This is a genomic window from Clostridium sp. CM037 (assembly GCF_055081095.1).
In genome coordinates, this window is sequence record NZ_CM143650.1 from 2,320,131 (window position 1) to 2,339,836 (window position 19,706).

General features: G+C 30.1%; 23 protein-coding genes. 21 read left to right on the forward strand and 2 right to left on the reverse strand.

Features of this window, described 5'->3' with window-relative positions; translation table 11 throughout:
• Positions 1-29: 29 nt before the first annotated feature.
• The 18 genes from ACWJKP_RS11310 to ACWJKP_RS11395 all read left to right on the forward strand — a co-directional run bounded on the left by ACWJKP_RS11310 (position 30) and on the right by ACWJKP_RS11395 (position 14,730).
• Positions 30-713, forward strand: coding sequence for an ABC transporter ATP-binding protein (locus ACWJKP_RS11310; RefSeq protein WP_165412993.1), 684 nt, complete (start codon positions 30-32; stop codon positions 711-713).
• Entirely contained in the window at positions 710-3,325 is a 2,616-nt protein-coding gene (locus tag ACWJKP_RS11315) for an ABC transporter permease (RefSeq protein ID WP_165412992.1), read from the forward strand. Before ACWJKP_RS11310 ends, ACWJKP_RS11315 begins: the two co-directional genes overlap by 4 nt.
• A 115-nt stretch (positions 3,326-3,440) precedes the next feature.
• On the forward strand, positions 3,441-4,061 hold the full coding sequence (locus tag ACWJKP_RS11320; protein WP_165412991.1) for a VanZ family protein: 621 nt from the start codon (positions 3,441-3,443) through the stop codon (positions 4,059-4,061).
• Positions 4,062-4,265: 204 nt separating this feature from the next.
• A complete protein-coding gene (locus tag ACWJKP_RS11325) occupies positions 4,266-4,793 on the forward strand; it encodes an RNA polymerase sigma factor (protein ID WP_165412990.1) in 528 nt (175 codons plus the stop codon).
• Positions 4,787-5,068 carry a hypothetical protein gene (locus ACWJKP_RS11330; RefSeq protein WP_165412989.1) on the forward strand — a complete coding sequence of 94 codons (282 nt, stop codon included), beginning with the start codon at positions 4,787-4,789 and terminating at the stop codon, positions 5,066-5,068. The genes ACWJKP_RS11325 and ACWJKP_RS11330 overlap by 7 nt, the downstream gene beginning before the upstream one ends.
• A 12-nt stretch (positions 5,069-5,080) precedes the next feature.
• On the forward strand, positions 5,081-5,950 hold the full coding sequence (locus ACWJKP_RS11335; protein ID WP_165412988.1) for an ABC transporter ATP-binding protein: 870 nt from the start codon (positions 5,081-5,083) through the stop codon (positions 5,948-5,950).
• The gene (locus ACWJKP_RS11340) at positions 5,943-7,232 is read left to right on the forward strand and encodes an ABC transporter permease (protein ID WP_165412987.1); all 1,290 of its coding nucleotides are present in this window, start codon (positions 5,943-5,945) and stop codon (positions 7,230-7,232) included. The genes ACWJKP_RS11335 and ACWJKP_RS11340 overlap by 8 nt, the downstream gene beginning before the upstream one ends.
• Positions 7,233-7,302: 70 nt before the next feature.
• On the forward strand, positions 7,303-7,818 hold the full coding sequence (locus ACWJKP_RS11345) for a hypothetical protein (protein ID WP_462961179.1): 516 nt from the start codon (positions 7,303-7,305) through the stop codon (positions 7,816-7,818).
• A gap of 459 nt (positions 7,819-8,277) precedes the next feature.
• Positions 8,278-8,841 (forward strand): RNA polymerase sigma factor, encoded by a 564-nt coding sequence (locus tag ACWJKP_RS11350; RefSeq protein WP_165412985.1) that lies wholly within the window; start codon positions 8,278-8,280, stop codon positions 8,839-8,841.
• A gap of 2 nt (positions 8,842-8,843) precedes the next feature.
• Entirely contained in the window at positions 8,844-9,308 is a 465-nt protein-coding gene (locus ACWJKP_RS11355; RefSeq protein ID WP_165412984.1) for a zf-HC2 domain-containing protein, read from the forward strand.
• A gap of 27 nt (positions 9,309-9,335) precedes the next feature.
• The gene (locus ACWJKP_RS11360; protein ID WP_165412983.1) at positions 9,336-10,004 is read left to right on the forward strand and encodes a DUF2953 domain-containing protein; all 669 of its coding nucleotides are present in this window, start codon (positions 9,336-9,338) and stop codon (positions 10,002-10,004) included.
• An 87-nt stretch (positions 10,005-10,091) separates the two neighbouring features.
• A complete protein-coding gene (locus ACWJKP_RS11365; RefSeq protein ID WP_165412982.1) occupies positions 10,092-10,493 on the forward strand; it encodes a GerW family sporulation protein in 402 nt (133 codons plus the stop codon).
• A gap of 185 nt (positions 10,494-10,678) precedes the next feature.
• Entirely contained in the window at positions 10,679-11,005 is a 327-nt protein-coding gene (locus ACWJKP_RS11370) for a hypothetical protein (protein WP_165412981.1), read from the forward strand.
• Positions 11,006-11,074: 69 nt separating this feature from the next.
• Complete coding sequence (locus ACWJKP_RS11375) at positions 11,075-11,245, forward strand: hypothetical protein (protein ID WP_224578922.1); 171 nt, start codon at positions 11,075-11,077, stop codon at positions 11,243-11,245.
• 31 nt (positions 11,246-11,276) lie between these two features.
• Positions 11,277-12,008, forward strand: a complete 732-nt coding sequence (locus ACWJKP_RS11380; RefSeq protein ID WP_318038332.1) for a DMT family transporter — start codon at positions 11,277-11,279, stop codon at positions 12,006-12,008.
• Positions 11,933-12,220, forward strand: a complete 288-nt coding sequence (locus ACWJKP_RS11385; RefSeq protein ID WP_318038331.1) for a DMT family transporter — start codon at positions 11,933-11,935, stop codon at positions 12,218-12,220. Before ACWJKP_RS11380 ends, ACWJKP_RS11385 begins: the two co-directional genes overlap by 76 nt.
• Positions 12,221-12,343: 123 nt before the next feature.
• Entirely contained in the window at positions 12,344-12,856 is a 513-nt protein-coding gene (locus ACWJKP_RS11390; protein WP_165412980.1) for a GNAT family N-acetyltransferase, read from the forward strand.
• An 809-nt stretch (positions 12,857-13,665) separates the two neighbouring features.
• Entirely contained in the window at positions 13,666-14,730 is a 1,065-nt protein-coding gene (locus ACWJKP_RS11395) for an Mtc1 family protein (protein ID WP_165412979.1), read from the forward strand.
• A gap of 223 nt (positions 14,731-14,953) precedes the next feature.
• Here the strand turns inward: ACWJKP_RS11395 and ACWJKP_RS11400 are convergent, their stop codons facing one another.
• The gene (locus ACWJKP_RS11400) at positions 14,954-15,160 is read right to left on the reverse strand and encodes a DUF378 domain-containing protein (RefSeq protein ID WP_165412978.1); all 207 of its coding nucleotides are present in this window, start codon (positions 15,158-15,160) and stop codon (positions 14,954-14,956) included.
• 247 nt (positions 15,161-15,407) lie between these two features.
• Between ACWJKP_RS11400 and purB the strand changes: the two genes are divergently transcribed.
• Positions 15,408-16,838, forward strand: a complete 1,431-nt coding sequence (gene purB / locus ACWJKP_RS11405; protein ID WP_165412977.1) for an adenylosuccinate lyase — start codon at positions 15,408-15,410, stop codon at positions 16,836-16,838.
• Positions 16,839-17,117: 279 nt separating this feature from the next.
• Positions 17,118-18,116 (forward strand): tyrosine recombinase XerC, encoded by a 999-nt coding sequence (locus tag ACWJKP_RS11410; RefSeq protein WP_165412976.1) that lies wholly within the window; start codon positions 17,118-17,120, stop codon positions 18,114-18,116.
• A gap of 243 nt (positions 18,117-18,359) precedes the next feature.
• Here the strand turns inward: ACWJKP_RS11410 and ACWJKP_RS11415 are convergent, their stop codons facing one another.
• The gene (locus ACWJKP_RS11415; protein ID WP_165412975.1) at positions 18,360-18,824 is read right to left on the reverse strand and encodes a hypothetical protein; all 465 of its coding nucleotides are present in this window, start codon (positions 18,822-18,824) and stop codon (positions 18,360-18,362) included.
• 220 nt (positions 18,825-19,044) lie between these two features.
• Here ACWJKP_RS11415 and lexA point away from each other — a divergent pair, with 220 nt between their 5' ends.
• Positions 19,045-19,653: a transcriptional repressor LexA gene (gene lexA, locus ACWJKP_RS11420; RefSeq protein ID WP_165412974.1), complete on the forward strand. Its 609-nt coding sequence runs from the start codon at positions 19,045-19,047 to the stop codon at positions 19,651-19,653.
• The last annotated feature ends 53 nt before the right edge of the window (positions 19,654-19,706 follow it).

Here is a 19,706-nt window from a genome sequence, read left to right on the forward strand (position 1 = left end):
GTTATAAACTAATAGAGGAGTGAGCAGCAATGGAGATATTAAGAGTAGAAAATCTGTCTAAAATATATGGCAAAGATGAATCAGCCGTAAAAGCTCTAGATAATGTGTCTTTTTCTGTTAATAAAGGTGAATTTGTTGCAATTATTGGACCATCAGGGTCAGGCAAATCAACACTTTTGCATATCTTAGGAGGTGTAGACACACCAACTACTGGTAAGGTTTTTGTAGAGAATACTGATATTTACGATCTAGACGAAACAAAGCTTGCCATATTTAGACGCAGGCAAATCGGTCTTATCTATCAATTTTATAATTTAATACCAGTTTTGAATGTGGAGGAAAATATTACCCTACCGCTACTGCTTGATGGACAAAAGATAAAAACCGGGCAACTAGATGAGATAATTAGCACGCTAGGTCTTGATGATAGGTTAAATCATCTTCCAAATCAGCTTTCAGGCGGGCAACAGCAACGTGTATCAATAGGAAGGGCATTGATTAATAACCCAGCGCTCGTACTTGCAGATGAGCCTACAGGAAACCTTGATAGCAAAAACAGTGGAGAAATAATAGAACTTCTAAAACAGTCAAATAAAAAATACCATCAGACCTTAATAATAATCACTCATGATGAACGCATTGCTTTGCAGGCAGACCGAATAATTTCAATTGAAGACGGGCGAATCGCAAAGGATGAGGTGATTCGAAGATGAATATCATAAATGCTTTGACACTTCGTCACATGAAATTAAATAAAAAGCGTACTATTGTTACAATTATTGGTGTTATATTATCAGTTTCTATGATAACAGCCATACCTACCTCTGTGATGTCTTTCCTTAGTATGATGCAGCAAAATACCATAGAGGATACAGGAAATTGGCATGTACGCTATAACAATTTACGCAGTGAAAACATTAATGTAGTGATGAATGATAAAAATACGGCAAATGCAGCTCTAAGCAGGAATATAGGATATTCAAAGCTTGAAGGTTCTAAAAATAAGAATAAACCCTATCTTTTTATAGAAGAATATGATAAGCAGGGCATGGAAAGCTTTAATTTAGATTTAGTTAAGGGTCGTCTCCCTAAAAAATCAAATGAAATAGTCATATCTTCTCAGATTTCAGAAAATGGTGGAGTGGCATATAAGGTCGGTGATGTGCTTAAATTAGATGTTGGAGAGCGTTATGAAGATGGAAATAAGGTAGCCCTTGGACAGGATTGTAGCTTCGAAAATCAAAGCAAAGATAAAAAAGGTGAAAAATTTATTGAGAAATATAAAAAAGAATATACTATAACAGGAATTATAAGTAAGCCCAACTTTGAACCCTACTGGTCACCGGGATATACAGTGATTCCCTATCTTGATAGAAAGGAGCTTGCGCCTACTGACACTGTTAATATGTCGGTAGTTTGGAAAAATGTGAGCAAAAAAGTAAATACACAAGCAAATGAGCTTTCAGAAAGAATAGGGGTTTCTGGTGATAGTAAAATCTATAATAGTGAGCTTTTAAGGTACTATGGAATTATTAATGATGTTTCACTCGTAACTCTAGCTATTCTTGCAGGTATAATGATAACTATTATCATTATAGGTTCCGTAGCTCTTATATATAATTCTTTCGCAATTTCACTATCGGAGCGTAGTCGTCATTTACGAATGCTTGCAAGCGTAGGCGCAACAAAAAAGCAAAAGAGTAAATCAGTATTTTTTGAAGGCTTTGTTGTTGGGGTTATTGGGATACCTATAGGTGTGTTTTTGGGGACAGTAGCAATGGGTATAACTTTTAAGATTGTGCAACCATTAATAGAAGGCTTCGGAATAGTTGTTAAATTAAAACTTGTAATATCTCCTGGTGCAATACTCGTGGCTATATTACTTTCTATTATTACTATTTTAATATCAGCTTACATCCCCGCAAAGCGTACCTCCAAGATATCGCCTATTGATGGTATACGTCAATCACGAGACATCAAGCTCACCGGTAGGGTTGTGAAAACATCTAAACTGACAAGGTTTATATTTGGATTTGAAGCAGAGCTTGGGCTTAAAAACTTAAAGCGCAATAATCACCGATATAAAGCTACAATATTTTCGCTGGTTATTAGTATTGTCATGTTTTTATCAGTTTCATCCCTCTCCTTGATGTCTCGAAAATCAGCAGAAAGTGCAGCTAATATTATTCCTTATGATCTTAATGTGTTTGTATCTTCCTCTGGCACATCGCAAGAGAAGAAGAATTTTTTTAATGCCATAACAAAGGTGAAGTATGTGGATGAAAGTATTATCGACCAAACCATGAATGATGTTGTCGTAGATGTTAAAAGCGGTTTAATTCCAGATGAAATTAAAGCGAATATTGAACCAACTAATAAAGAAAAAAAGATTGAAACATATGAAACACATTTTCAAATAAAATCTATTGATGAGATAGCACTTAAAAAATATGCTAAAGAAACGGGAACTGATATTACTGGTTTAAAAGATATTGAAAATCCCTCTGGTATACTCATTAACACTGTGTCTATCAAAGCGGACAATAAATACAAACGTATGAACCGCTTTAGTATTACGCCAGGAGAAAAATTGAAACTTACTTATCCGGTAGATGATAAGATTAATGAATATAGTGTTTTGTTAGAAATAGTAGCTCTTGCAGATAAGACGCCTATTGGTGAAACCATGTTAACTAATATAGAAGAACCTATGATTATAGTATCAGAGAAGGTATATGCTAGTATACAAGGGAAGCTTCCAAAAATATCCGAGAATGACAATGTTGATATGTTTATTAAAAGTTCTAATCCTACAAAGCTTGTGGAAAGTATTAAGGAATATCAAAATAATACCTCAATTGCAAGTGTGAATATTATTGATTTTACAATTCAAGATAAACAAAACAGGCAAATGCGGATTTTTATCCAGGTATTTTTATACGGCTTTATAGCAATTATTACCGCTATTTGCGTAGCCAATATTTTCAATACCATATCAACTAGCATATCTCTGCGTAGACGGGAATTTGCAATGTTTAAATCCGTTGGAATGACACCAAAGAGTTTCAATAAAATGATTAATTATGAAAGCTGGTTTTATGGAATTAAGAGCTTACTCTATGGACTTCCAATTAGTTTTGGAATGATGTACTTGATCTACAGAGTTTTGAAAGATTCATTCGATCTCCAATTTGCTGTTCCATGGGGTAGTGTTATTGTCACTATAATTGCTGTATTTGCAATTGTCCGTTCAACGATGATATATGCAAGTTCAAAGATTAAGAAAGAGAATATTATTGAGGTATTGAAAACAGAAAATATATAATATGGTTAGTAATAAAAAACAATTTACAAAAGAAGTGTTTTAGAGATTAGTTTTTAAATTAAAATTTTAATTTAATAGTAAATATTAATATTAAAATGGGGGGCAAGATATTTTTATGATAAAAAGTTTTATAATATCAATGATAACATCAATTTTTCTAATAACTATTTTAAATGTTTTCTTAAACAATAATAGTAAGAGCCTTAAAAAAAAAATAGGATGGCAACATTACTTTTTTGGATATCTTTTCATATTATATCTTATGGTTTCGTTAACAGCAGTAGTAGGATTTCCTTCTTTGAGCCAATTGCAAAGACTTTCAAGATTAAACGAGCCAATGTTTAATCCTATTATAAATTTAGTACCTTTTAACGATGGAATTGAAATTTCATCTATACTTAATATAATATTTTTTATGCCTTTTGGATTTTTATTGCCAACATTATGGAAAAAGTATAGAAAATTATTGCCGACATTATGTACTGGATTATTATTTTCAATAATTATTGAAATTGGTCAATTGTTTGTTGGATATCGTGCATCAGATATTAATGATTTAATAATGAATACCATAGGAACTATTTGTGGTTGGATTAGTTTCAATATTATTAGCAAGATTTTTCATAAACTTGCTAATAAAACAGTAGTTGAAATTTCTTCTAATGATAGTATGACTATTAAATTAGAACCTTATCTATACATTGCGATTGCAATTATAAGTACATTTTTAGGTTGAAGAAATAATTAATTATGAATGTTTTTCTAAAAAGCTAGTTTTGAGGTTAGCATCTCCTGGCTGGCTTTTTAATATTGCAGCACCGCAGGTGATGATTTAATTCACAAGAAAATTTTTCTTATAGTGTAACTTTTTATGAACTTATACGTGTAAGAAGTATAATAAAATAGTTAAGCTATGTTTTTTTCGCAAAGAGGTGATGATTTGATTGATGATAATACAATAATGGATCTAGTCAAAAGTGGTAATAAAAAAGCTTTTGAGGAGATTGTTATTAGACACAGATTAAAGGCTTTAAGGTTTGCACAGAAATATGTAAAAGATGAATTTATATCAGAGGATATTATACAGGATAGTTTTGCTTTAATCTATATAAAAAGAATGGATTATAACACTAAATACAGTTTTAAAACATTCTTATATACAGTAATAAGGAATAAGTGCATCGATTATCTAAGAAAACAAAAGCCTGTAAATATTGATGATATAAAGCTACGGACACCTTCCGCAGAGGATATTGTTATGAAAAATGAAGACAAATTATTTGTAACAGAATTATTAGGTAAATTAAATAAGGAATATAAGACTGCATTGTACCTTTATGAATATGAGGATATGTCCTATAAGGATATTTCAAAGATAATGATTAAGTCTGTAGGTCAAGTGAAAATTATTATTTTTAGAGCAAGAAAAAAACTACAAAAACTTGCTAAGGAGGAATATAGATGTTAAAAGATGAAGAATTTCTAAGCATAATGTGGCAGAGGGTTGAAATATTTGAAAATGAGCAATTGGAAATAGAAAGAATTTTAATAAGAGATAAGGAAATTAGAAAAAAACAAACTTTTGTCTATTTGACTTTAATTGTAATGTTTATAGGAATTTCAGTTCTCTCTTTGTTTGTTTATATTGATATATCTATAATTGCCATTTTATCATTCATTACTCTTTTATCGTCAATGGATTATGAATCTAAATTAATAAAATTTACGCCAGTAATTAATTAGGAGGTAGGAATCATGCAAATTAATATAAATAATTTATCAAAAAATTTTAGTGCTAAGAGCGCATTAAAGGATGTTAATTTAACAATAGATCAGGGAATGTTTGGACTGCTTGGAAGAAATGGAGCAGGCAAAACCACTTTGATGAGGATACTAGCAACTCTGCTTAATAAAAGTAGTGGCGAAATCAGCATTTGTGGAATAGATATTTTAAAAACTAAAGAATTAAGAAAACTTATTGGATATCTTCCTCAGGACTTCTCAGTTTATCCAAATCTATCCGTTTATGAAGCCATGGATTATTTAGGAGTTTTATCAGAGGTTCCCTCAAGTGAGAGAAAAAAAATAATTCCAGAACTTTTAGAAAAGGTTAACTTGTTAGATTGTAAAAAGGTAAAGGTTAGGGCTCTGTCTGGCGGAATGAAAAGAAGACTTGGAATAGCTCAAGCACTTTTGCATAATCCAAAGGTTTTAATAGTCGATGAGCCAACCGCAGGGTTAGATCCAAAGGAGAGAATTCGATTTAGAAACCTTCTTTGTGAACTAGCAAAGGATAAAATAGTTATTCTTTCAACACATATAATCGGAGATATTGAGGCTACCTGCAAAAACATTGGAATATTAGACAATGGGAGCCTTATATTTAAAGGAACTGTTAATGAATTAAAAAGCAAAGCAGAAGAAAAAGTTTTTTCTATGAACGTTAACCCCGCTGAATTAGAAAAAACAAAGCAAAAATATGTTATAACAGGTATGGTTATGTTAGGGGACAGTATCTCCATTAGGGTTATTTCAGATGTTCCTCCAAGCGATAATGCACAAATCTGTGAACCCAATATTGAAGATTCGTATATGCTTATGATTGGAGGGATAGATAATGTTTAATCTATTTTTAAAGGAGTGTAAGCAATTAGGTAAGAGTTTGATTTATATAGTTTTTATTTGTATCGCCATAGTATTTTATAATACCCAATACTTTTCAGAAATAAAAGGAAATGATCCACAGTATCAAGGAAGTGCTTTGATAAAGCCTTCTTATGTTCAAGATGTTGAAAAGTACAATAAAGAGAATGATGGGTATCCTTATGGATCTACCTTTAAAGAGATACCAGAACAAATTATTTCTAAATCAACATCAATGATGTATGGAGAGCATATGCAAGGAACATACTCATCCTATCCACATAGCTTGTTTAAAAATGTTAAATTAGATAAGGAAGACACGAAAAAGATAGAAGAAATTTTATGTCAAATAACAGGAAAATCTCTAAGCGAGTTAGACAAATTGCATAAAACTGAAAAATGGAGTGAAATACATTTTAGCAGCAGCTCAAAAGACTATGCTAGCTTTAAAGTATTAATGGAGGAAGCTAATAATATAATAGGAGAACAATCTAATTATTCAAAAGAAAATTTAAGAAGATTTGGCGTTAGACCAATAACATATGAAGAAGCTATGAAAACTTATAAAGATTTAATAGATAAGGATAAGATTACAAATGGTTTTGCAAGGATATTTTGCGACTTTATGGGAATCGTAATGGGCTTATTTCCGGTGTTTGTTGTAGTATCTTTTATTAGGAAAGATAAAAAAAGCAATATGAAACAAGTCATTTATAGTAGAAGAGTAAGCTCTACTAAGTTAATCCTGTCGAGGTATAGTGCCTTAGTTATAATGATGATGGTTCCAATTTTCTTACTTGCAGGCGTCTCAACACTTCAGGCCGTCAGTATTAGTGGAAAACTTAATTTAACGGTAGATTATTTTGCGTTTTTTAAATATTCAATAGGATGGCTTATGCCAACGCTTATGGCAGTAACTGCGGTAGGGATGTTTTTAACCCTTCTTACAGAAACAGCAATAGCTATTCCAGTTCAAATGATTTGGTGGCACTCCTCTATATTTAAAGGTGCCTTAATTGGAAGTTATGGTTTAAGTAAATTAACGATAAGATTCAATACAATATATGAGAGAGATGAATTTGTTTCTATTATAAATAATATATTTTTAAATAGAATGTTCTTTATATCGCTATCGGCAATTTTCGTGATTGCATCTATTTATATATTAAATCTAAAGAGAATAGGAAGGATTGATTTTTATGATAAGTATTCGAAATGTTTTACAAATTTCAAAGGTAAATTTAAGAATAGCTTTTCGAAATAATATATTGCTATCAGTTATGTTATTAATTTCAACTCCCATAATCTTTAGCATTACCAACTTGGATTTTCCAATGGCTGCACGAATATGTGAGCAATTTATTGTAATGATTGGAGTATTAATTCTAGTGCCAATCTTTACACCGGAGGAAGATGGAAATATAAAAGAGACAATAAACACAAAGGCTATTTCTCCTATATTGGTTTATATAATAAGAATACTAATATCAGTAATTTTATTAGTATCACTAATAGCATTATTTGTTAATATATTGATTTATCTTGGTGGAACCTTTACTTCAGGAAGGTTAATAATTGGAACATTTATATCTGCATTATTTCTAGGCGGATTAGGGTTATTTGTTGCTACCCTTACTGAAAATGTAAGCATAGGGTATATGATATCAATAGTTTATTTTGTCTTTGATATCATGACAAAGGGTAAATACACAAAGAACTTGTGTATATTTTCTTTAATGAATAATAGCTTTAAAGAAAAGTATTATCTGCTCGTATCAGCAGTAGTGCTAATAATTTTATCATTATTAGTTTATTGGATTAAGAATAGTAGGGGCGTCGCCAACATTTGAATTTGTTTCTATTATTTGTTTATTGGACATTAGGAGCAGGATGCATTAACTCCTCAAAAACCTCCAGAAAATAAAGTTATTAGAATCTTATCTAAAGTAGGATTTGGAGGGAATATAGTTTTATTTATATGCTCTATATTAATTATTATTGGATTTGGTATTATACCTTAATAATTAAGTGACATAAAAAAGGTGTTCATAATAAATTGATACAAATTTATTATGAACACCTTTTAATTTTTGATATAAATAAAAATAATATAAATTTGAAACTTTATTCATTAATTATGTGTATATAATAGAGAGAATTATTTTAATTTTTAAGGACATTTCAGAAGGAAAGTCTCCCACTTCTATAAGTGGGAGTATAAATCTCCTTCTGAAGTCGTTAATGCATCTCCTGCGGAGATGTTGCAGCTCCGCAGGAGATGATTTAAGGTAGAAGCCGGAGGGGATGTTGTGGAGATTGAAAAAAAATTAATATCGAGATGCAAAAACTATGACAAATCCTCCTTTATGGAACTTTTTAAGATTTACGAGCGGTATTTGTATAGCATTTGCTATAGTTACACTCAAAATGAACAGGATTCTCTTGATATTGTACAAGAAATTTATATAAAAATTTTTAAAAATATATCAAGTTTTGATGAGACAATGCCTTTTCGCCCCTGGTTACGAAGGATTTCAGTAAATACTTGCATTAACTTTAAAAGAAATATTAAAACCAACGTCATTTCATTAAATTATGAATATGCTAATAAACTTTGTTTAGAAGATACTATTGTTTCTGACTACAATTTAGAAGAGGAAGTTGAGAAAAAGGAGTTTAAAAAGATTATTGAGGCTGGACTTAAGAACTTATCTGATAATTATAGAATGGTAATTGCATTAAGATATTTTGATGATCTGAGTTACTTGGAAATTTCAGAATTGTTAAATAAACCACTTGGAACAATTAAAACGGACTTGTATAGGGCTAAAGCGATATTAAAGAAACAACTAGAAAGTGAGATGGAGGCGTAATTATGTGCTGTAAATTTGATAAGGAACTGTTATATGCTTTTGATGATAAGACAATTGAACCATTGGAGAAAATATTCATTGAAGAGCACATAAAATACTGCACTGACTGTCAAAAAGACCTAAAGCTAATAACTATTATTAATGAAAATATTAAAGATGAGCTAAGTCATATTGAATTTCCTGATAAACTAAGCATAATTTCACAACTTGTTGCAGAAAACTGCATATCCGAAATGGACAGTATTAGCATTAGGATGAAGGTTCACAATATTATTGTGACATACAAGGGCATACATAAGGTTATAACAGAATCAAGCGGAGCATATAAACATAATCCATATAATAATTTCATAAGTAATAGAATTGATGCTACTTTTAACTATGTTAAAACACCTGTAAAACATATGATTAAAAATAAGATAAATGAAATGAGTATATTAAAAAAATTAAAATTAAAAGTAGGTTAGACAGCTAAAGCAAAAGGAGGTGTAAGCTTGTTTGTTTTATTTTCAATAATAAAAACACTACTTTATTTATTAATCACTATATTGGGCTTGATTTTATTGTTTATAATAATACCACTTGAATATGAATTCAATACAAAAATTGATGAAAAAATTAGGGCAGATGTAAATCTATCATTTTTTAAAAAATTTTTAAAGATGATGGTGGCATATGAGGATAAAGAAACATTATTTTTAATAAAGGTGATGGGATTATGCATTATTAGAAAAAAAGTTAAGATGTCTAATAGAAAAAAAGAAAATGAAAAGGTAAAACTAAAAAAGAAAAAGAAAAAAAATGTTGATTTTAATATAAAGGATTATATCCAAGGGGCATTCATAAATGACTTAATTAATTACTTTAAAGATATAATAAATATTACTAAACCAAAAAGAATCAAAATCAATGGCATTTATGGATTTGAAGATCCTTCATTAACGGGTATAGCTTGTGGAATCGTCCCTTTAGTACCAAGTCTTATTCCTACAAGCGATATTAATTTGCAACCAGTGTTTGATGATGAAATAATTGATATTTATTGTGAAATTCATGGCGAAATTTCTTTATTGGCAGCTACAATAAGAACACTTAAATTCGTTCTTAAGAAAAATAATAGAGGGAAAATATTTAAAAATTTAAAAAAACCTGAAACTTATTAATAATTCATGTGTATTGTTAAGTATAAAGTTAATAATGATTGCGTAATCAATAAATACTTAAATTTAAAATATTAGGAGGATTAAGTTATGATAAATATTCCAGAAAATACCGAAGCATTATTCTCAAACCTTGAAAAATTTTTGAAAACAGAAACAGTAGTGGGGGAGGCAATAATCATAGGAGAAACAACACTCATACCACTTATTACGGTTTCATTCGGATGTGGAACTGGCGGTGGCACAGGTAACTCTACTAAGGACGGCGAGGGTTCTGGTGGAGGACTTGGAGCAGGAGCTAGAATAACCCCAACTGCTATTTTAGTTATAAAAAATGGAGAAGTAACAATGCTTCCTATAAAGGGTAAATGCAATCTTGAAAGTCTTATTGAAATGGTACCAGAAATAGTATCTAAAGTAAGCTCAAAAATGGGATGTTGTAAGAACAAAAAAGAAGGGTCTGAAGATGATACTAAAACGGAAAAAGAGTAATTAAGTATTATTAAATTCATTTTTAAAAAGCATCTATAATATATTTATAAATGCTTTTTTGTATTGATAGAAAATATTTAATAAATTTATATATAATTTTATTAAATATTTGAAACTTATATTAATATTCTGTATAATTGAATAATTACACAATGGTAATTTAAGGGGAAGAGAGCTAGCCGTTTATGAGAAAATTTAACAAAGTATATTTAGGTATTATTTTAGGTGTTATAGTCGGTGTTATAAATGTTTTACCGATGATTTTGCAGAAAGTAAGTTACGATGCTAATATATCAACTTTTTTAACTTGGATTATAGTTGGATTTTTTATTTCAACAACAAACTTAAAGATCCAAGGAATTTTAAAAGGAATTATTATTTCTATACTTATATTTATTCCATCAACCGTATTTGTAATAGAATCTAATTTAACAGGTGCAATTTGGATTATAGTAATGACATTAATTTTCGGTAGTTTATTAGGATATTTAATTGATAAACTCGGTGAATAGCAGTCCATATTTTTCTTAACATTTAAATTAAGGGAGGGAGTCGAAATAGAAATATTAACTACTAATAGATTGATATTAAGGGAGTGGAAAGAAAATGATAGTGAAAATTTATACGAATATGCTAAAAGTGAGCTAGTTGGTGCTAATGCTGGCTGGCCAGCGCATAAAAATGAAGAAGAAAGTAAAGAGATAATAAAAATGTTTATTGAAAATAATGACACCTATGCTGTTGTTTTGTAATCAGTAAACAAAGTTATTGGTAGTTAACATAATGAATAGAAAAAAGGAGTTTAGAATTATGCTGAATTTACGCTACAAAGGATATGCAATGGCTATAGTCGGTGCGATTTTGTGGGGGATTTCTGGTACTGTTGCACAAAAACTTTTTCAAAACGAAGGATTTCAACCTGGCTGGCTAGTAACAGTAAGAATGATAACATCAGGTGTACTATTGCTCTTATTCGCAAGTATTAAAACTAATGGACAACATAAGGTTTGGTCTGTATGGAAAGACTCCTCTAAACGATTACATTTGATTATATTCGGGATAATTGGGATGCTCGGAGTACAATATACTTATTTTATGTCCATCAAATCAGGTAACGCTGCGACAGCCACTTTGTTGCAATATTTAGCTCCGATATTTATAGTCGCATATTTGGCAATACGATTAAAAAAAGTCCCAAGCCCAAAGGAATTTATTTCAGTTGGTTTAGCTATTTTGGGAACATTTCTTCTTGTGACTAACGGCACGGTTGATAGACTTACTATTTCGTTACCTGCCATTGCTTGGGGAGTTGGGTCAGCAATTGCCCTTGCCTTTTATACATTATATCCACATAGTTTGCTTAAGGAGTGGGGGGCTGTGATTGTTGTAGGTTGGGGTATGCTTATAGGCGGAGTTGGGCTGAGTTTCATAAACCCGCCATGGAATATACAAGGTCAAATTTGTCTTTGCTTTCTAGTTTATTTGTTGGATTTGTGGTTTTATTCGGTACACTAATTGCCTTTTATTTGTACATAGCTAGTTTACAATATATTGCACCTACTGAAGCTAGCTTATTGGCAAGTGCAGAACCTTTATCTGCTACACTTGCTTCTATATTTTGGTTACATGTTCCTTTTGGATTGTTTGAAGTAATCGGAGGAATGTGTATTATATCTACAGTAGCAATTTTAACTTTAGGGTCTAACACTAATAAAAAACCCTTATAAGAAAAAGAAAAAACCAATTATAAAAGGTTATGTTTTAAAAAACAAAAATATTGTATAATGTTGTATAGAATGATCGTTAAGAAATTTTTAGTGGCAACTTTTTATTGTGAGAGGGGTATAAAAATGATAAGAGAAGCAGTAGAAAATGATTTGATTGATATTTTAGAAATTTGTAATGATGCCATATTAAATACAACAGCTGTCTATGATTATAAAGTTCACACAATTGATGACAGAAAACAATGGTATGAAAAAAAGAAGCAAGAGGGGTATCCAATATTAGTAGTTGAAGAAAATAATAAGGTTATTGGATTTGCTACATTTGGGCCATTCAGAGCATGGCCTGCATATAAATATACTATTGAACACTCTATTTATGTTAATGGTAACTGTAGAAACAAAGGCATAGGAACACTACTAGCTAAAGAACTAATAAGATTTTCCAATGAAAGAGGATTTGCAACCATGGTGGCGGCTATTGATGACTCAAATGAAAAAAGTATCAAAATGCACGAAAAATTAGGATTCGAGTATTCAGGTAAGATAAATAAAGCTGGATTTAAATTTGGGAAGTGGCTCAATCTTGTTTTTTATCAATTAGAGCTTAAAGGCCCTGAAAACCCAATAGATGGTTAGTGTGTAAGTTTTATAATAATTATAAAATACATAGAGAGTAGGAAATAGAATGGCTGCAATGATATGAGAGCAATTTATTGTAATAATTGGAGTAGTAATTCTAGTGCCTAACTAATCAAAAATTCATTTAGACAAAGCATCTATATTAATTTATAGATGCTTTTTTGTGTTAACAAAAAAAATTTAAGTAAAACTTGATTAGTTTAATCACATATATCTCGCAAAATATAATCTCTTTATTGAAGAAACTAAAAAGCGGAACAAGAGCATACTAATAATGGAACAAATTTAATCAAACAAATAAATAAGGTATCAAAAATAATTATTAACAAAATTATTTTCCAACTACGACTTAAAATATCCTTTGCTCAGAAATACTTGTATGTTATTTAAATCAACAAGTAGAAAAAACCAATTAAGGTTACTATACGGGGTAGCGTCAACATCATAATGAAGTATTTTATGATGTTAAATTTTTATTAATGATACCACATTTGGGGAATTTGATTTGCTATCATTCGATATATGGAATATAATGAAACAAGTATTTTAACGATACTTCATTATATTTCTAGGGGGACTACAAAGAGAGAATTTCAGTGTAGGGAGCAATTAACAGGAAGCCATTGGCAAGACCATGTCTACATTAAGATGTGTAGCTACTATTACTTAGACTCTTGGATAAATCTTCTCAATTTAATTTTTAAGTTTGTCACAAGTATCCATCTACTTTATAATTTACTGAAAGTGAGTAATATAATTATGTAGCTGGAAAAACAGTAAAAAATAAGGGAGCGAAAATTAATTTTATGAATATTATTAAAACTGCAATTATAACTATAATAATATCATTTATATCTGGATTACTATTAGATTATTATAGAAATTTAGGACCTAGAATATTATGTAATGTACGAAATGGTAAACCTATAAAAACGGATGGCAAAGAACATTGTACATACATTATTACTGTTAAGAACCCATCAAATAAAACAATTCATGAGTTAACTATAAATATACAGGGTTCACAAACTAACTTAAAGAGTGCGGGTGCCACAATAACAAAAGGTTTAAAATTTGATTCTTCAATAAAGGATAACATTTTAGAGGTTTATATCCCTTTTATAAGTAAGGGTGATGAGTTTTCAGTTACAGTATATGTAGAAAAACAATCTAATTACAATAATAAGCCTATTATTGTAATCAGATCACCTGAAAATTTTAAGGAGATAGACTCTGTAGAACAAAAGGGAATACTATCATTTTTGTTTAATATACCTAAAAATGTAAAACAGGTAATCTTTAAGGCAGTGAGAAAGAACGAGGCAATAGTTCCTAATGAAAAAGAAGATTTTACAGCGGTTATGAATAAGGTAACAGGCGCTGAAAAAACAATAAATAAAGAAAATAGGGAAGCGCTCTCTAGAAATAAGAAAACTAGTAAGAATAAAAAAGCAACGATAATTATTGCAACAATTATTTTAGTTATAATTGTTGGGGTTTTAGGAAAACTTTATTTTAAAGGGACATCTCCTAATGTAAAAACTCCCGTTACTAAACTATCCACAGATGAAAAAAAATCAACTGGAACTCCAGATGAAAAAGAATCACCTGTAACTCCAGATAAAAAAGAATCACCTGGAACTCCAGATGAAAAAGAATCAACTGTAACTCCAGATGAAAAAGAGTCAACTGGAACTCCAGAGGAAAAAGAACCAACTGTAACTCCAGACGAAAAAGAACCAACTGTAACTCCAGACGAAAAAGAACCAACTGTAACTCCAGACGAAAAAGAACCAACTGTAACTCCAGATGAAAAAGAACCAACTGTAACTCCAGACGAAAAACAATCAACTGTAACTCCAGGTAACTAGTTAGCTATGATGTGATAATGGAAAAAATCGATATATCAGAAATTAAAATAAAAGTATTGGAACGTAGGCCAGTATAACTTAGCAATTGTGAACTGAGCCCAATTAAGAGGGCCTAGAAACCCAATAGATGATTTAATATAATCAAAAATACTCCATAATAATTTACGGAGTATTTTTCTACTAATATTACACTATTTAAGATAATATTAATAGAAAAGAGGATCTAATTTTTTTTATTTCTCGCTATGAAAACAATAATATTCACAGCAGATAATCCTACTAAAATGTATATTGCTCTAGCAAGGAAGGGAACAAATCCAAAGATAAGACTAACTAAGTTAACATTTAACAATCCTAAAAGTCCCCAATTTAAAGCACCAATCAATACAAACACGAATGAAAGTTTGTCGATAATACTAAGCTTATACATAATTACCCCCAGACTAATATAATTATTCTATTTGTATAAATTATATTATAAATATAATATTTTAGAACTGTTTAATAATTTCTTTAAAGCGTATATAATGTTATGGTATATAAATTTATATACTAAAAAATAATTTGGAAAGTACAAATCAAGTATACGAACATTTTCATTACTTTCAACACTATTGTATGTTATAATATGAATGAAATTTGTTTTATATTTAAAATTGTACGTATGGAGGCAGAATATGAGAAATTCTTATAATACACCATTAAATAGTAGATATGCATCAAAAGAGATGAGTTATTTATTTTCAGATGATATGAAGTTTAGAACATGGAGAAAGCTTTGGGTTGCACTAGCTGAAGGTGAAAGGATATTAGGAATCAATATTACAGAATCTCAAATTGAAGAGCTTAAATCCTATGTAGATAATGTGAATTACGAAGTGGCTGAAGATAAAGAAAAAGAAATACGACATGATGTAATGAGCCATGTATATGCATATGGGGTTCAATGTCCTAATGCGAAGGGTATTATTCATTTAGGGGCTACTAGCTGCTATGTAGGCGATAATACAGACTTAATAGTCATGAAAAAGGCTTTATTTTTAATTAAGAAAAAATTAATTAATGTAATTAGTAAATCTTCAGAATTTGCATTAAAGTATAAAGATGTTCCTACACTAGGTTTTACCCATTTACAGCCAGCTCAATTAACTACTGTAGGTAAAAGGGCAACCCTATGGATTCAAGAATTAATAATGGATCTAGAAAATTTAGACTTTGTAATAGATAGAATAAAGTTACTAGGGGTTAAAGGAACAACTGGAACTCAAGCGAGCTTTATGAATCTATTCGAAAATGATGAGAAAAAGGTAAAAGACTTAGATAAATATGTAGCGAATAAAATGGGTTTTGAAGATACATATCCCGTTACTGGTCAAACTTATTCTAGAAAAGTAGACTCTATAGTATTAAATACTTTATCAGAAATAGCTCAAAGTGCATATAAATTCAGTAATGATTTAAGGATACTTCAAAGCATGAAAGAAGTGGAAGAGCCTTTTGAAAAAAATCAAATTGGATCCTCTGCAATGGCATACAAAAGAAACCCTATGCGTTCTGAGCGAATTAGCTCTTTATCAAGATATATTATAGTGAATTCATTAAATCCTGCTATAACAGCTGCAACACAATGGTTTGAAAGAACATTAGATGATTCAGCTAATAAGAGAATATCCGTAGCTGAAGCTTTCTTAGCACTTGATGGAGTATTAAATTTGTATATGAATATAGCCGGAAATATGGTAGTATATGAAAAAGTAATTACTGCTCATGTAAACCACGAGCTTCCATTTATGGCTACAGAAAATATCCTTATGGAAGCTGTTAAAAGGGGCGGGGACAGACAAGAACTTCATGAGAACATTAGAGTTCATTCTATGGCTGCAGCAAAACGCGTTAAAGAAGAAGGCTTAAATAATGATCTTATAGAAAGAATAATAAATGATGATAGTTTTAGGATGTCAAAAGAAGAGATATTTGCTGTAATTGACCCGATTAAATTTGTAGGTAGAGCTCCAAGTCAAGTAATAGAATTTATAGATGAATATGTAAAACCAATAATCGAGGCCAATAAAGATGCATTAGGAGTAGAAACTTCTATAAACGTATAATCCTTAGTATTGGATAGAAATTATACTATAAAAAGCTATCAGTGATGCAAACAAAACTGATAGCTTTTTTAGTTTAACGACATTTCATAAGGAAAGTCTCCCAATTCTATAACTTTCGAAGAATAAAATTCAAATTGTATGTGGAAATAATAAAAATAATAAAAACATTTATTTATTTTTATTATTTTAGAAAAATCAGGATTTTGCTCCCCCTCTTGTAGTATAATAATGTCGTGAAATGTAAGTTTCACGACATTATTATGATTTTTGGAGGTACTTATGAAATCGAATATAAATACTATTTATAACAATGAACTCCCACCGTTTCTAAATGATTATCTGAATTATTTATCTACTATTAAAGGCTGTTCTAGTTCTACTGTTGTTGCTTATACTGCTGATTTATCATTGCTATTAAAGTTCTTAAAAATGTACAAAGGTCTAGTCTCTTCAGAAAATGCTCTACCTCTTGAGACCATTATAATTAGTGACCTAACTTTAGATACATTAAGAACTCTTACATTGCGGGATTTATATGCCTATATCTCCTATCTTGGGAAATATAGGGCTAATGGTAACTACGCTAAAGCAAGAAAAATTGCATCTATAAAGTCCCTATTCAAGTATTTAACCACTAAGGCTAAAGTGCTAACTATAGACCCGACAATAGATTTAGAGTCACCAAAACTTGGTAAAAGAAGTCCTGTTTTTTTAACATTAAGTGAAAGTAAGGCACTACTCGACGCTACAAGCTCTAGAGATAAGCATTCTATTCGCGACCATAGTATTATTACATTATTCTTAAATTGTGGTATCAGGCTGTCAGAACTTTGTAGTATAAATATATCCGATTTTAAAGATGATACATTATCTATTATTGGGAAAGGAAATAAAGAACGAACCATTTATTTGAATAAAGCTTCATTGAAATCAATTTATAAATATTTGCCTATTAGAAATACGAACATAGATAAAATTCATTCTGAAGATAAGGATGCCCTTTTTATAAGTGGTAAATATGGAAGAATTAATAAACGCACTGTGGAGAGAATTGTAAAAAAATATATAGGTAATGCTGGACTTAATAAAGATAAGTATACTCCTCATAAATTAAGACATACCTCCGCTACCCTTATGTATAAATATGGAAATGTAGACATTAGAAGTCTACAAGAAATATTAGGCCATGAAAATATATCTACCACCCAAATATATACTCATGTAGATAATGATAAATTAAGAAATGCGGTTAAGTCAAACCCACTTTCTGATGAATAAAAAAAAGTATATATTACTATTAATGCATTCACTTCGCTAAGAACTACTAATTTTTTTTAATTAATCTGCTAAAAAATATAAACTCACTGTCGCTCAAACATATATTTTTCTTAACGCATATTTATTGAAAATAAAATAAGAAATTCTAAAGATTGTTCAAATGCATTATACGTAATATATACTTTTTTTGCGCATAAAAAATATGCAATAGATTTTAACTATTTCTCTATTTACTTTTAATACTTATATTTTTTTTAGTCTTATAAGTCCAGGAAATTCTTCTTGAAGTAATCCTGAGTTATCATCTTCATTTTCAAGTAGCTCTTTTGCCCCGTCTATGTCATCTATAAATTCCCAAACCTCATTGTTTTCAGGTATGAACTCATCTTTATGTAGTTTTAAAAATTCATCGCTGGCTACCACTGAGTCATAATCTTCAAGTTTTGGTAGTTCATCATCTTCATTTTCATCATTATCTACTTCTTCCGATAAATTAATTTCAGAGCTGTCATAAAGAACTTCTTCTACCTCTTCAATCTCATTATCCTCAAAAACTTCATCAATTTTTATAGCTTTTACATCGTAACCTTCCATTTCTAAACATTTACCGCAATTATTACATTTTTTATTTGAATTTAATTCGCAGACTTCACATTCTCCACAACTATTACAAATTTTCTTATTATTAAATATACAATTTTTAGTCATACAACACCCCGATCTATTTATTTCGAATACTTTCATAATAGACTATTATAGCAAATATATTTTCAACAATCAAACACTAACACTCTTTAAATGATGACTTATGTATTCTCACATAATAATATACAATTTTTCACTTGTACTAATTCCTATAAAACAGAACGTAAGTTTGATGTTTTTACATTTATATGGTATAATTATACTATGAATGGGAGGCGTTTACATGTTAATTGAAAAAAAAGATAAACAAAGTGAAATATATAACTTTATAAAGAAACAGGTTCAATTAAAAGGATATCCACCTTCAGTCAGAGAAATATGTGATGGCGTAGGATTAAGATCTACCTCGACTGTTCATGGGCATTTAGCAAGATTAGAAAAAAAGGGATATATCCGTAGAGACCCTACCAAGCCTCGTGCAATTGAATTAATAAAGGATTCTGTCATAAGAAAAGAACTTATAGATATCCCTATTATAGGGAAGATCACTGCTGGCAAACCAATACTTGCAGTTGAAAATGTTGAGGATACATTTACACTTCCTTTAAATTTCACTAAAACCAATAATGAACTATTTATGCTTAAAGTTTCTGGTAGCAGCATGATTGAAGCAGGAATATTGGATAAAGACCTTGCTATAATTGAGAAAATCAATACCGCTAAAAATGGCGATATAGTTGTAGCTCTTATTGATAATGAAGCAACTATTAAAAGATTTTTCAAGGAAAAAGATCATATAAGGCTTCAGCCAGAAAATTCAACTATGTCCCCTATCATAGTTGATGACTGTGCAATTTTAGGCGTACTTGTTGGTGTTTACAGAAAGTATTAAAGATTCACTTTTAAAGATTTTATGGAACAAAAAAATCCTGCAATGAATATATC

Coding starts and splice junctions, on each gene's coding strand:
- ACWJKP_RS11415 (WP_165412975.1), bottom strand. CDS start 18,824: ATGACTAAAAATTGTATATTTAATAATAAGAAAATTTGTAATAGTTGT.
- ACWJKP_RS11335 (WP_165412988.1), top strand. CDS start 5,081: ATGCAAATTAATATAAATAATTTATCAAAAAATTTTAGTGCTAAGAGC.
- ACWJKP_RS11345 (WP_462961179.1), top strand. CDS start 7,303: ATGGCTGCACGAATATGTGAGCAATTTATTGTAATGATTGGAGTATTA.
- ACWJKP_RS11320 (WP_165412991.1), top strand. CDS start 3,441: ATGATAAAAAGTTTTATAATATCAATGATAACATCAATTTTTCTAATA.
- lexA (WP_165412974.1), top strand. CDS start 19,045: ATGTTAATTGAAAAAAAAGATAAACAAAGTGAAATATATAACTTTATA.
- ACWJKP_RS11370 (WP_165412981.1), top strand. CDS start 10,679: ATGAGAAAATTTAACAAAGTATATTTAGGTATTATTTTAGGTGTTATA.
- ACWJKP_RS11315 (WP_165412992.1), top strand. CDS start 710: ATGAATATCATAAATGCTTTGACACTTCGTCACATGAAATTAAATAAA.
- ACWJKP_RS11365 (WP_165412982.1), top strand. CDS start 10,092: ATGATAAATATTCCAGAAAATACCGAAGCATTATTCTCAAACCTTGAA.
- ACWJKP_RS11380 (WP_318038332.1), top strand. CDS start 11,277: ATGAATAGAAAAAAGGAGTTTAGAATTATGCTGAATTTACGCTACAAA.
- ACWJKP_RS11410 (WP_165412976.1), top strand. CDS start 17,118: ATGAAATCGAATATAAATACTATTTATAACAATGAACTCCCACCGTTT.
- ACWJKP_RS11390 (WP_165412980.1), top strand. CDS start 12,344: ATGATAAGAGAAGCAGTAGAAAATGATTTGATTGATATTTTAGAAATT.
- ACWJKP_RS11340 (WP_165412987.1), top strand. CDS start 5,943: ATGTTTAATCTATTTTTAAAGGAGTGTAAGCAATTAGGTAAGAGTTTG.
- ACWJKP_RS11330 (WP_165412989.1), top strand. CDS start 4,787: ATGTTAAAAGATGAAGAATTTCTAAGCATAATGTGGCAGAGGGTTGAA.
- ACWJKP_RS11395 (WP_165412979.1), top strand. CDS start 13,666: ATGAATATTATTAAAACTGCAATTATAACTATAATAATATCATTTATA.
- ACWJKP_RS11385 (WP_318038331.1), top strand. CDS start 11,933: ATGGAATATACAAGGTCAAATTTGTCTTTGCTTTCTAGTTTATTTGTT.
- ACWJKP_RS11355 (WP_165412984.1), top strand. CDS start 8,844: ATGTGCTGTAAATTTGATAAGGAACTGTTATATGCTTTTGATGATAAG.
- ACWJKP_RS11400 (WP_165412978.1), bottom strand. CDS start 15,160: ATGTATAAGCTTAGTATTATCGACAAACTTTCATTCGTGTTTGTATTG.
- purB (WP_165412977.1), top strand. CDS start 15,408: ATGAGAAATTCTTATAATACACCATTAAATAGTAGATATGCATCAAAA.
- ACWJKP_RS11310 (WP_165412993.1), top strand. CDS start 30: ATGGAGATATTAAGAGTAGAAAATCTGTCTAAAATATATGGCAAAGAT.